This window comes from Nocardioides sp. GXQ0305 (assembly GCF_050880345.1).
In the GTDB taxonomy this organism is placed as follows: domain Bacteria; phylum Actinomycetota; class Actinomycetes; order Propionibacteriales; family Nocardioidaceae; genus Nocardioides.
In genome coordinates, this window is record NZ_JBNYXG010000003.1 from 425,220 (window position 1) to 437,874 (window position 12,655).

The 12,655-nt window shown below is 69.5% G+C and carries 10 protein-coding genes; 4 read left to right on the plus strand and 6 right to left on the minus strand.

What is annotated here, in order from left to right; all coding sequences use genetic code 11:
• Window positions 1-5: 5 nt before the first annotated feature.
• Together ACQ1X7_RS10660 and ACQ1X7_RS10665 are read right to left on the minus strand one after the other, a co-directional pair.
• Window positions 6-1,205, minus strand: coding sequence for an MFS transporter (locus ACQ1X7_RS10660; protein WP_432478163.1), 1,200 nt, complete (start codon window positions 1,203-1,205; stop codon window positions 6-8).
• A gap of 3 nt (window positions 1,206-1,208) precedes the next feature.
• Complete coding sequence (locus ACQ1X7_RS10665) at window positions 1,209-2,147, minus strand: ABC transporter substrate-binding protein (protein WP_432478164.1); 939 nt, start codon at window positions 2,145-2,147, stop codon at window positions 1,209-1,211.
• A gap of 165 nt (window positions 2,148-2,312) precedes the next feature.
• Between ACQ1X7_RS10665 and ACQ1X7_RS10670 the strand changes: the two genes are divergently transcribed.
• Genes ACQ1X7_RS10670 through ACQ1X7_RS10685 form a run of 4 tightly spaced genes read left to right on the plus strand, consistent with a single transcriptional unit; the run spans window position 2,313 to window position 7,129 of the window.
• The gene (locus ACQ1X7_RS10670; protein ID WP_432478165.1) at window positions 2,313-3,425 is read left to right on the plus strand and encodes an alpha/beta hydrolase family protein; all 1,113 of its coding nucleotides are present in this window, start codon (window positions 2,313-2,315) and stop codon (window positions 3,423-3,425) included.
• Between the two features lie 3 nt (window positions 3,426-3,428).
• On the plus strand, window positions 3,429-4,382 hold the full coding sequence (locus ACQ1X7_RS10675; RefSeq protein ID WP_432478166.1) for an NAD(P)-dependent oxidoreductase: 954 nt from the start codon (window positions 3,429-3,431) through the stop codon (window positions 4,380-4,382).
• A 1-nt stretch (window position 4,383) separates the two neighbouring features.
• Window positions 4,384-5,640: a M24 family metallopeptidase gene (locus ACQ1X7_RS10680; protein ID WP_432478167.1), complete on the plus strand. Its 1,257-nt coding sequence runs from the start codon at window positions 4,384-4,386 to the stop codon at window positions 5,638-5,640.
• 28 nt (window positions 5,641-5,668) lie between these two features.
• Window positions 5,669-7,129, plus strand: a complete 1,461-nt coding sequence (locus ACQ1X7_RS10685; protein WP_432478168.1) for an NAD-dependent succinate-semialdehyde dehydrogenase — start codon at window positions 5,669-5,671, stop codon at window positions 7,127-7,129.
• Window positions 7,130-7,142: 13 nt separating this feature from the next.
• Here ACQ1X7_RS10685 and ACQ1X7_RS10690 read toward each other — a convergent pair whose 3' ends face one another.
• From ACQ1X7_RS10690 to ACQ1X7_RS10705, 4 genes are all read right to left on the minus strand, one after another.
• Window positions 7,143-8,357: a DUF222 domain-containing protein gene (locus tag ACQ1X7_RS10690; RefSeq protein WP_432478169.1), complete on the minus strand. Its 1,215-nt coding sequence runs from the start codon at window positions 8,355-8,357 to the stop codon at window positions 7,143-7,145.
• 190 nt (window positions 8,358-8,547) lie between these two features.
• Window positions 8,548-11,337 carry an ATP-binding protein gene (locus tag ACQ1X7_RS10695; protein WP_432478170.1) on the minus strand — a complete coding sequence of 930 codons (2,790 nt, stop codon included), beginning with the start codon at window positions 11,335-11,337 and terminating at the stop codon, window positions 8,548-8,550.
• A 267-nt stretch (window positions 11,338-11,604) separates the two neighbouring features.
• A complete protein-coding gene (locus ACQ1X7_RS10700) occupies window positions 11,605-11,862 on the minus strand; it encodes a hypothetical protein (RefSeq protein ID WP_432478171.1) in 258 nt (85 codons plus the stop codon).
• 11 nt (window positions 11,863-11,873) lie between these two features.
• Window positions 11,874-12,389, minus strand: a complete 516-nt coding sequence (locus ACQ1X7_RS10705; protein ID WP_432478172.1) for a hypothetical protein — start codon at window positions 12,387-12,389, stop codon at window positions 11,874-11,876.
• Window positions 12,390-12,655 lie beyond the last annotated feature (266 nt).

A 12,655-nucleotide genomic window follows, 5' to 3' on the forward strand; every position in this document is an offset into this window, starting at 1 on the left:
TGAGCCTAGTCTTCCCCGGTCGGGGCGGGGGGCGCGCCGGGCGCGGGCCGGTGCCACCTCCAGCGGCCCCACGTGGCCGCGACCCCGAGGGGCATGGCCAGGGCGGCCCCGGCCAGGAAGATCAGGTCGTACTGACCGGCCTGCGCGGGCGCGGCGACGAGCGCCGCGGTCACGGCGCTCCCTGCGAAGAGGGCACCGGCGAACAGCGAGATCACGGTCGCCCGTGCCCCCGGCAGCACCTCGGTCGCCCAGGTCTGCAGCGTGGAGTGCATCGACACCCACGCCACGCCGATCAGCAGCACGGCGACGGCCGCGGCGACTGGTCCCTGCGAGAGCGCCAGCAGCAGCATCGCGACGAGCAGCACGAGGGACCCGCCCCCGAGCAGCCACGCCGGGTGCAGGCGTACCGACACGGTGCGGACCATGCGCGAGCTGAGGTAGACCGAGACGCCGTAGACACCGGTCAGCAGACCGGCGAGCGTGCTGGTCGCCCCCGCGGCCTCGCTGGCCGGGGGGAGGATCGTGAGCGCGCCGAGCAGCACCATGCCCTCGACGAAGGAGAGGGCCAGGACGAACAGCGTGACCCGGGAGCGGGCCACCGCTCCGAGCATCGCGAGCGGGGAGGCCCGGGTCGCCTCCGGCTGTGCCGGCTCGGGGAGCCGCCGCAGGACCACGACCAGCACGAGGGCCGCCCCGCCGGTCGCGACGAAGCCCAGCCGCCACGACGCCACGTCGGCCAGCACGCCGGCCGTCGCGGAGGCGACCGCGGCCCCGAGCGCCACCCCGACCATGAGCCGGGCGATGGCGGGCTGCCGCACCGGGAGCGCCACGGTGTCGCCGACGTAGATCAGGGTCGAGGGGTAGGCGGCGCCGAAGAACGCGCCCGCCGCGGCCCGGGTGACGCCGAGCAGCAGCGGGGTGGCGACGAAGGCGGACGCGATGCTGGCGAGACCGGCGAGCAGGAGCGTCGCCCGCAGCGTGCGCACCCTGCCGAGCCGGTCGGAGACCACGCCCCACACCGGCTGCATCAGGCCGTAGGCCAGGAAGTAGGCGCCCGCGGCCTGGACGGCCGCCGCCAGCGGGACGCCGAGGTCCAGGGCGATCGCCACCAGCATCGGGGGCATGACGAAGCGGTCGGTCGTGCTGACGAACGTCGTGACCTGCAGCAGCCCGATGTGGGACCCGTCGTCAGGCCGGCGCGCCACCCGTCACCCCTGCGAGGCGGTGGTGGCGACCAGTCCGCTCCCGGGCGCGAGGGCGCCCTCCCACGGGTCCGCGCCGTCCTCGGGGAGGTAGCGACGCCGCAGGTCGACCAGGGTGGCCAGGGCGTCGAGGTCGACGGCACCGGCGGTGAGTCCCTCGTCGGGGTCCTTCAGCTTCTGGGTGTAGCGGCGGCCGAGATCGCCGTCGAGCCCCAGGACGTGGCCGGCCTCCTCGCTCGTCACGTCGTCGAGCTCACCGGCCAGCACCCGGCGGGCGGTCGCGGCGAGGGCCTCGCCGAGCCGGGTCGCGCCGTCGAGGTGGGTGGGGCCGAGCACGGCGACGACGGTGCCGAGGTAGGGGGCGCAGTACGTCGACGCGGCGGCCAGCAGGCGGCATCCGGCCGCTTCGGCGCGGATCTCGTTGCCGGCGTTGAGCATCGTCGCGTCACAGCGACCGTCGAGCAACGCCTCCAGGCGGCGCGGCGTCGAGCCGAGGGTCTCGAGCCGGTAGTCCTCCCTGCCCACCCCGAGGGCGTCGGCGAGTGCGTAGAGAGCGAGCGCGAAGCCCGACACGGGGACGTCGACCCCCATCACCCCACCGCGCAGCTGGTCGAGGTGCTCGATCCCGGGCCGGGCATAGAGGCCGAGCCCGACGCCACGATCGACGCCGGACACGATCGACACGTCGAGCCGGGCTCCGAGCGGGTTGCCGGGGGAGAACCGGTAGGCCAGCACGTTGTCGGGGCTGGTGATCGCGACGTCGAGCTCCCCGTCCCTCAGTGCGGCGAACTGGCCGGGCGAGGAGGTCACCGGGCGCTCGTCGACCGCCAGGCCGGCAGCATCGAGCGCCCCGGTACGGCGCGCGACGGCGAGCAGCACCGAGGGCGTGAAGGTGCCCACGGTCAGGGTGGTCAGCGGCGCGTGCGTCGACTCCGCGGAGGTCATGGCGAGCCAGTGTAGTGCATTCGATTGCAGAGACGCGGCAGTCCCGTGCGCAGGCAGGATGGACCTACTTGACACGCCGGGGCGTTGTGGGCGAGGCTGCACTCGATTGCATCAAGAGTTGGTCACGCCTGCGCGAGGCAGGCGCGGGCGGTGGGAGGAGTGAGGATGCCGGCAGATGCCCGAGTCGCCTCGGCGGTCGCGCACTGGGGTCCGCGCTTCACGGTCAACGGGGTGACCGTCGCCGACTTCGAGCGGGTCACGTCCGGACTGGAGCGGTGGGAGGACTGGTGCGACGCCTGGAGCGCGGCCGGCGAGCGGCACGAGCAGCTCGGCCGGAACGCGCTCGCCGACGGCCGGTTCCGCTCCGCCGGTGGCCACCTCGCCCAGGCGGCCGTCTACCACCACTTCGCGAAGTTCGTCTTCGTCGTCGACCCCGACCGGATGCGTGAGGCGCACCGACGGGCGGTCGACTGCCTCGCCGAGGCGCTGCCGCACCTCGACCCGCCGGGCCGACGGGTGGAGATCCCCTTCGAGGGCGCCAGGCTGGTGGGCGTGCTCCGACTCCCCCGTGAGGAGGGTCCACGGCCCGTGGTCGTGCTGCTGCCCGGCCTCGACTCGACCAAGGAGGAGCTCGGCTCGACCGAGCAGACCTTCCTCGAGCGCGGCCTCGCGACGTTCTCCCTCGACGGGCCCGGCCAGGGCGAGGCGGAGTACGACCTGCCGATCCGCGGCGACTGGGCTCCGGTCGCCGAAGCGATCTGGGAGGTGCTCGGGACCATGCCCGAGCTCGACCGCAACCGGCTGGCCGTGTGGGGTGTCAGCCTGGGTGGCTACTACGCTCCGCGGGTGGCTGCAGCCTTGGGCGAGCGTGCCGCGGCGTGCGTGGCACTGGCGGGTCCGTTCAACTTCGGCGAGTGCTGGGACGGGCTGCCGCAGCTGACCCGCGACACGTTCCGGCACCGCTCGGGCGCCACCGACGACGACGAGGCCCGCCGGATCGCGTCCACCCTGGACCTGTCCGGCTGCGCCGAGGAGCTGGTCGCGCCGTTGCTCGTCGTGTTCGGCAGGCAGGACCGGCTGATCCCCTGGCCGCACGCGGAGCGGCTGCGCGACGCGACCGGCGGGCCGGCCGCGCTCCTGATGCTCGAGGACGGCAACCACGGGTGCGCCAACGTGGCCCCCCACCACCGGCCGCTGACCGCCGACTGGCTGGCGGCGCGCCTCCTCGACGCGCCCGAGCCGTCGTTCCCCGTCCCCTCCACCACGAAAGCAGGCTGACTCATGACCGCACACACCCCTGGCGCCGTGCGCATCGGCTGGATCGGTGCGGGGCGGATGGGCGCCGCAATGGCGTCGAGGCTCGCGAAGGCCGGCGAGGACGTGACCGTCTGGAACCGCACCCGCGCCAAGGCGGAGGCGCTGACCGACGTCGGCTGCGCGGTCGCCGACGAGATCGCCGACCTGCGCGCCCACGACGTGGTCTTCACGATGGTCTCGACGCCGGCCGATCTCGAGCAGGTGCTCACCGGCGAGGGCGGGCTGCTGGTCGACCCCGAGCAGGTTCCCGGCGCCGTGGTCGACTGCTCGACGGTGTCCTCGGAGTCCTCGGCGGCGATGCGGGCGGCGTGTTCCGAGCGCGGGGTCGCCTTCCTCGCCTCCCCGGTCAGCGGCAACGGCAAGGTGGTCCGGGCGGGTGGGCTGAGCCTCGTCGTCTCCGGGCCCGAGGAGACCTACCTCGAGGTCGCGCCGCTGCTCGACCACCTCGGCAAGGGGGCGACGTACGTCGGTGAGGGCGAGCTCGCCCGGCTGGCCAAGATCTGCCACAACGTGATGCTCGGCGTCGTGACCCAGAACCTCGCCGAGATCACGGTGCTCGCCGAGAAGGGGGGCATCCCGAGGGCGGCGTTCCTGGAGTTCCTCAACAAGTCGGTCATGGGGTCGGTCTTCACCCGCTACAAGAGCCCGGCCTTCGTGCACCTCGACTACACCCCGACGTTCACCCCGATCCTGCTGCGCAAGGACTTCGACCTCGGCTTCGAGGCGGCCCACGAGCTCGACGTCCCGATGCCGGTCGCCGCCGCCGCGGCCGCCGCGGTGCAGGGCACGGTGAGCAGCGGCCGGGTGGAGGAGGACTTCGCGATCCTGCTCGACCAGCAGGCGATGCTCTCGGGTGTGACCCTGAAGCCCGAGGACGCCGTCGTCGACGACGGCCTCTCCGCAGCGGACGAGGCGTGAGATGACGACCACCACCGGCCCATCGGGGAGGCTGGCCGCCCCCGGCCACATGGGGGTCGACTACGAGGAACGGGTCGACTTCGACCGCCTCCGGCGGTACCGCATCGAGCGGGCACGGGCCGCGCTGGACGCCAGCGAGTGCGGCGCCTTCCTGCTGTTCGACTTCTACAACATCCGCTACACGACCCACACCTGGATCGGTGGGGCGCTCGGCGACAAGATGATCCGCTACGCCCTGCTCGCCCGCGGCAAGGACCCGGTGCTGTGGGACTTCGGGTCGGCGGTCAAGCACCACAAGATCTACTCCCGGTGGGTCCCGGAGGAGAACTACCGGGCGGGGTTCCTCGGGTTCCGGGGGGCGGTGGCGCCGTCGGTCGGGCTGATGGCCGACGCCGTCTCGGAGATCCGGTCGCTGCTCGTGGAGGCGGGCGTGGCCGACCTGCCGGTCGGCGTCGACATCGCGGAGCCGCCGTTCCTGTTCGAGATGGAGCGGCAGGGGCTGCGGGTGGTCGACGCCCAGCAGTCGATGCTCGACGCGCGCTGCATCAAGAACGCCGACGAGGTGATGTTGCTCAACCAGGCAGCCGCGATGGTCGACGGTGTCTACCAGGACATCACCGAGGCGTTGAAGCCCGGCGTACGGGAGAACGAGATCGTGGCGCTGGCCAACCAGCGGCTCTACGAGATGGGCTCGGACCAGGTCGAGGCGATCAACGCCATCTCGGGGGAGCGGTGCAACCCCCACCCGCACAACTTCACCGACCGTCTGGTCCGGCCGGGGGACCAGGCGTTCTTCGACATCATCCACTCCTTCAACGGCTACCGGACCTGCTACTACCGCACCTTCACCGTCGGGTCGGCGACGCCGGCGCAGCGCGACGCCTACACGCGCGCACGGGAGTGGATGGACCGGGGCATCGAGGGCATCAAGGCCGGTGTCGGTACCGACGAGGTGGCGATGCTGCTGCCGAAGGCCGAGGAGTTCGGCTTCGACAGCGAGATGGAGGCGTTCGGGCTGCAGTTCGCCCACGGCCTGGGCCTCGGGCTGCACGAGCGGCCGATCATCTCGCGGCTGAACTCGATGAAGGAGCCGATCGAGCTGCAGGTCGGCATGGTCTTCGCGCTCGAGACCTACTGCCCGGCCTCCGACGGCGTCTCCGCCGCGCGGATCGAGGAGGAGATCGTGATCACCGACGACGGGCCCCAGGTGATGACCCTCTTCCCGGCGCAGGAGCTGTTCGTCGCCAACCCCTACTGACCCGGGCCCTGACTGAGAGGTGTGATCCGTGGGCGACTTCTCGCTCTCCGCGCTGGCCGACCTGCCGCTGGACCTGTGGATCGGGGGTCGGGCGGCGCCGGCCTCCGACGGCGGCCGGTTCGACGTGCTCGACCCGGCGACCGGCGACGTGCTGACCTCGGTGGCCGACGGCACCGTCGAGGACGCGCTGGCGTGCGTCGCGGCCGCCGAGGCGGCGGCACCGGCGTGGGCGGCCACGGCTCCCCGCGAGCGTGCCGAGGTCCTGCGCCGTGCCTTCGAGCTGATGACCGCACGTGCCGACGAGATCGCCCACCTGATCTCGCTCGAGAACGGCAAGGCGCTGCCGGACGCCCGGGGAGAGACGGCGTACGCCGCGGAGTTCTTCCGGTGGTACGCCGAGGAGGCGGTGCGGGCGGCGGGGACTGTGATGACGGCGCCCTCGGGGGCCAACCGGATCGTGGTGCTGCAGCAGCCGGTCGGGATCGCGGTGCTGGTGACGCCGTGGAACTTCCCGGCCGCGATGGCGACCCGCAAGATCGGCCCGGCTCTTGCGGCAGGGTGCCCGGTGATCCTGAAGCCGGCGTCCGACACCCCGTTGACGGCGCTGCTGATGGCCCGGATCCTCGCTGACGCCGGGGTGCCGGAGGGGGTGGTGAGCGTGCTGCCCTCCCGCAGCTCCGGGAAGGTGGTCTCGGCGATGCTGCACGACCCGCGGGTGCGCAAGCTGTCGTTCACGGGCTCGACCGAGGTGGGCCGGGTGCTGTTGAAGGAGGCGGCCGACCAGGTGGTGAACTGCTCGATGGAGCTGGGCGGCAACGCGCCGTTCCTGGTCTTCGAGGACGCCGACCTCGACGCGGCGGTCGAGGGCGCGATGGTGGCGAAGATGCGCAACGCAGGCGAGGCCTGCACCGCCGCCAACCGCTTCTACGTGCACGCCGACGTCGCCGAGGACTTCTCGCAGCGGCTGGCGGAGCGGATGTCGGCGCTGACGCTGGGCCCCGGCACCGACGACGACACGCAGGTCGGGCCGCTGGTCAACGAGGAGGCCGCGGTCAAGGTCGACGAGCTGGTGCAGGGGGCGGTCTCGGCGGGGGCCCGGGTGGTGACGGGCGGACGGCGCCCGGACCGGCCGGGCTGGTACTACGAGCCGACGGTGGTGACCGGCGTACCGCTGGGCTCGGAGATCCTGGGCGAGGAGATCTTCGGCCCGGTGGCCCCCGTGCTGACCTTCACCGACGAGGACGACGCGATCGCGATGGCCAACGACACCGAGTTCGGGCTGGTCTCCTACGTCTACACAGGCGACCTGGCCCGTGGTCTGCGGGTGAGCGAGCGGCTGGACGCCGGCATGGTGGGCCTCAACCGCGGCCTGGTGTCCGACCCGGCCGCCCCCTTCGGCGGCACGAAGCAGTCCGGCATCGGTCGCGAGGGCGGCCACGAGGGCATGCTCGACTACCTGGAGAGCAAGTACGTCGCCGTCACCTGGTGAGTCCGTCCTTCGCTCATGTGCGGAGGGGGACCGTCCCGCCTGCGTGGATCCGGCGGTGGTGGAAGCCGCACAGGGGGACCATGTCTCGCAGGTCGGTGGGGCCGCCCGGGGCCCAGGGTCGTCGGTGGTGGAGCTCGCACCAGGCGTAGGGCACCTGGCAGCCGTCGGCCGCGCAGCTGGTGTGGCGGGTGGCGCCGGCGAGGTGTTGCGCCTCGGTGAAGAGGCGCTTCTGGCGTCCGAGGTCGAGGGGAAGGCTGGGGCCGTCGAGGACGGCGGGCACCAGGCCGGCCTGGCAGGCGAGGCGGCGGGCCTCGGCGGCGGAGACGAGGTCGCCGGTGTCGAGGCGGGCGGCCTTGAGCTGGCCTCGGAGGACCTCGAGGTCGAGGGTGACCACGACGGTGGCGGCGACCTTGCCGTGGAGGTGGTCGACCGGGAGGTGCTCGAGGACCTGGCTGAACGCCTCCCCGCGGGCGTGAGCCCAGTCGGTGCCGGGGCCCCCACGGGTGGTCCGGCCGGGCGTGCGGCGGGGTGCGGTCATCGCGTCGAGGACCTTGCGCAGGATCGAGGCGGCGAGGGTGGGGACGGTGAAGTGTCCGGTGGTGGTGCCGTCGCCGTTGTCGTGGAGGGTGAGGCGGCTCCGGGCCCTGGCCTGCTCCTCCTCGTCGGTGACCTGGGCGTCCTCCTCGGCGTCGACCACCCTCGGGTCGGGCTCGACGGCGGCCAGGGCACGGCGGGCGGCGCGGCGCAGCTGGTGGGGGTCGAGCCGCTTGGCCTTCCCGACCAGGGAGGCCTCGACGGTGGCGACCTGGTCGGGGGTGAGGCCGGCGGGGAGTCGGCGGACGGCGTGGGCGATGACCTCGGCGTGCTCGCCGGAGATCTCCCCCTCGCCCAGCGCGTCCGCGGTGTCGGGCAGCCGGCTGTCGAGGTCACCGGCCAGCCGGGCGTCGCGGGCCCCGCGGGCCGACCCGGAGCGGGTCTGCCGGGCGACCCAGGCACCGGCGGAACGGGCGCCGGACTGCTGGGGCACCTGCGCCTTCTCCGCGGCGGCGACCAGCCGCAGCTTCAGCCCCTCGAGTCGCCGCACGGCCCGGTCGACGTCGGTGACCACCGCGGCGTACTCCCCCGGCTCCAGCTCCACCGGCCCGAGCCCGTCGAGCGCCTCGTGCACCCCCGCGACCACCACACCCGGGTGGCCCGGGTGCGGGTGAAGGTCGAGGACCGCTGTCATGGAGACAGTCTACTCGAACACATGTTCGAACACCAGTGTGGAATCCCGCGGGTTCTGACAGCCCCGCGACGGATTCCGTTGTCCCCGCAGCCGCGCCCACTCCGCCCAGAATGACTAACGCATCGAGTACGCCGTTGTGGCGTAAGCGCACGCAACGCCAAGGCATTCTGCTTCGACACGACGCAGCACGCTAGAGACCGAGTGCGGCTTTCAGAGCGCCAGCTGCCAAGGATGTCCCGATGGCGTTTGCGGTCTTCCAAGCCCATCCACCAGCGCGGGACAACGCTCGCTCGCAGTCGTCGGTGTCGCCGTTGCGCGCTGCAACCTCCGCGCGAGCAACCTCTGCCACCGCCATGTCCTCTTCCGGCGTGGTCGCAGCCTCCCGCATGGCTTCGCGTAGGCGCGAGAGTTCCGTAGTGAGTTCCATGAGTTGCGCAGCGTTCATCTGAGACACCACCTGATTGAACGTCGCCCCAGGCGCGGAGGCACCTCGCCCGACGGCGCCTGCCTGCCCCGCAACGTTATAAATGTCCTTACTCATAATAAGATCTCCGTTCACAGTGATTAGGGAAGGCATTGTGGTGTAGTCGTCAGAACATTCGATGGCATCATCGAAGGACTTCGAATCTTGCACGGTTGGCAGCCGCAGCAATTCATGGTCTACAGCTGAGGTAGCTGATCCGTCTTCGGGTAGGCGAACGAGATCGAAATCGAGCCCCGTTAGGGACTGAGGGAGTCTCGGGAAGTAGAAGGCAGGAAAGTTCTCCACCCCATGGGGGACCTCGTCCCAGACGGACAGCCATAGGGCCGGATCTGGGGACTGCGCCGGGCCCAATCTCGCGGAGACGCAAGTCTGGATCTCCGCCGCATAAATGTCGGGACGCCCGGCGCAGAGGGCGACCAGCGCACGGAGCCACGCCCCAGTTCGGTTCTGGCCGACGTCCTGCTGTGTGAGCAGTGTCGTAGCGCCGCCTGGATCGCCCGAGCACAAGAGCGAAAACGCGCTCTGCGCCACGACAGAGAGTGAGCGGCAGTTTCCGACGGCTGCCGAGACCTCGCTCCACCGGCCAGCGGACTGGAGCGTGAGGACGTCGCACAGAGTGACAAGGTCACTTTCGCGGCGATCTGTCAGGGCCTTCGCCCGAACACGTGCAAGACCATCCTGATCTCTAGTTGCTGCGGCGATGAATGCTGCTTCTTCTAAGAGTCGCCAGGCGTTCGGGTCTTGACCGCCAACATGTTCATGACCAACTAGCAAGACATCGACCGCCTCAGGTCGACGCCGATTGCGCGACAAGACGAAAGCTGCGGCAGTAAACAGTCCATACGACGAATCGCGGGGCACGCTATCCCGATGGCGATCGAGCCAATCCAGCGCCTGAGTGTCCAAGACAGGGTCATTGGCTCGGATTAGACCGGCAGCGTAGCCGAGCACTGGATAACGAGCGTTAGCTGGATTGAGTGCAGATAGCGCTTGCTCGGCAACCGCCCGGCCAGCAGTGTTGCCTTCAAACTTAAGCGTCAACTCGAGGCGGGCTTTCCAACAGTACGGATCCTTGGAGTCTCTTGACGCGAGCGTTAGTTGACGGAGTGCGAGGCGATCGCCGTCGTGCTGTCCTCGATCCAGTAGGAGCCGCGCGAGCAGAACCCGGAGCGCTGAGTACCCGTCATCTGAGGCTCCGAGCGCACCTTGGAGAGTCGATAGGAGATGTCTCCGAGAAGTTTCGTCGGCTGGCATTGCTGTAGGACTACGGTATTGGGCAAGGAGTTCACGCCTGTAGTCCGAGGCGAGGGCCTCGAAGTCGGAGTCTCGGCCAGCAGCGAGCAGGTGATACCGAGCCTCAACGAAGGTCTCACCCACAAGATGGAGTTTTGCGGGGCCCGTCGGACGCCTGAGGCTCCTCGAAAAGTGATCCGCTGCGGCACGGTGGGCATTCTGCTCTCGCTTCGGGTCTTCAGCTATCCGCTTTCGTGCCAGCCGTCTAATGATGGGATGGAGGGTGTAGTAGTTCCGATCAACATCGATCAGATATCTGCTTGCGAGACGACTTCTCGCCAATGAAACGTTTGCGACCACGTTCGACAGTCGCTCGATCGCCGCGCCGCGGAACGGCTTTCGATAAATGGACAGCATCTCGAGCAGGACGAGTGCGTTGCTATCCAACTGGTCCAATGTACGCGTCAAGAAATACGTCTCGAGCTTCTGGATCAACGCGGGAGAAACAACCTCGTCGCGCAACTCCCATGCGTCAGGCTCGAGTTCTATGAGCGACTCCAAGGGCTCCTCGCCAAGGCATGCCACGAGGGCTCGCAGCGCACGGGGATTGGCGCCGAGCCACCGGACGACGTCAGTGCGCTGCTGTGGCGGAATCTCGTGCTCTTTGCCGCGATCCCTCAGAAGTGCATCCAAGAGCCGCTGCGCGTCATCAGCACCTGGGGGCCGCAGAATCTTTCGGCGGCAACCCTCCAGCCACATGCCGTCCGCAGGCGCATGGTTCGTGAGGAGCAGGACGCGTCCAGCTCCACCTGCGAGGGCGCCCTCCACCACCTTGCGAAGACCTACCGAAGGCATCTGGGTGAGCGGATCTTGAAGACGCTCCGCGTTGTCGATGATCAGGAGAGAGGTCCCGCTCCGCATGACGTCTACGTAGCCCGACCAAAGGTCGAGATCCTCTCGAGCGGCCAGCCGATGTTCACCAACATCGTCGAAACGGGTCGCCATGTCGAGCAGCAGATCCTCCAGAGTCACGCCTCCGTCAGGGACGTCCACACGAGCGCATGGTCCGTGCCACGCCGACTGGAGTTGGCGACCAAGATGACTCTTTCCGAGCCCGGCAATTCCCTCAAGGTAGACGACGGCTGGACCATCGGCAGGCCACTGCCCTCGAAGCCAATCCAGGATTTCGTCGGCTGAGTCCGCGGCCACGCTGCCCCTTCCCCGTCGAGTAGCGTCCGCAGCCGATGCTAGACGGTGCTTCATGAGTCGGGCTGTGCTTCCAACGAGCCAACACGGAGGGACTCAGCGCGGAACCCTTCTAGTACATCGGCGCATGAGGCCGGCAGGCGGCAGACTGACGCGGCCCCTGACGCGCCTCGCTCGCGGTCGCTACCCTCGGACGCCGCTGGCCGTTCATCCCGCACGAGTTCGTCGTCTACCCGTCCCTCGCCAACCAGGTTCACAGTGGAGCAGACGCCCTGGAGATGGTCTGGTCGCGGGTCGCCGCGTAGCTTCGGCGGGAGCCGACGGCTACCGGCGTGCCCGTTTGGCGTGCAGCTTCTCGACCTCGTTGATGAGGTGAGTCGCGGTCAAAGTCATCATCACGATGCGCGACAAATCGTTGGTGAACTTCACCGACAGCACATCGGGGTTCGAGGTCGGGAAGGTCTCCCTCAACCCCCACGACAAGGCCGCCCACTGCCTACCGTGCGCGAACCCCGAGCACATCCGCCACATGAGGAGGACCTGGACGTCATTGCGTGTGTTCTGGTCGGCGTACTCAACCATCGCCGTGCTGGTTAACCCTTTGGATAGGACTCTCGCGCCGACTTCACTGTGCCGTGCGGCGACCTCAGCAAGCCGCCCCGCTGTGCCTCCTTCTTCGGCTCGGCCTCGGGATTGATCCCGGCCAGGGCGACGTACTCGTCGTGTGCATCCTTGGCTCGCCATTGAAGTGCCCTGGTCACCCGAACAGCGCGATCCTTTGGGTGAAGCATCCAGAAAGCTGCGGCGGCGTTCTCCAACGATCCGCGCACCAAAGATGCAGGTGCCGCGAGGTGCATTGCTCCAGCGTCGGCGACAAGAACCTTGCAGGCGTGCAGATGATCTACGGCCGCGACGAGGCACTGCTTCACCGCATGAGAGACCTGGAACGGGTCGGCCCACATATCGTCCTCGCCCAACCATGACTGGGGATGCACCTGAAACTCGTCGCGGTCGTCGACTCGTGCCATCAACTTCTCGATGTCTGGGCAGAGATTGCGCTCCCAGATCATCTTGAACTGCGAGTCGGTGGGACCAGTCTCTTCAGCCACAGCGACATTCAACTGGAAGGCACCTACTGAGACGCCGGCTTCGCCTCCTTGTGGTTTCCGCGAGGCCCGCCCCATAAATGGGGGACGGCCCCCATCGCTGAGATCTACGAGCGTCGGCCTCGCCGCAGGACGCGCTGGGCAGTTGCGTCGCGCGACCGCGTCAAACCGCCGCATAGGACGCGAGACAGGAGCCGGCAACAGCTGCCGCACCCACACCCATCCAATCGCTGAGCACGGAGAACCCGGGGCCGGGCCGGCGGGGGGCC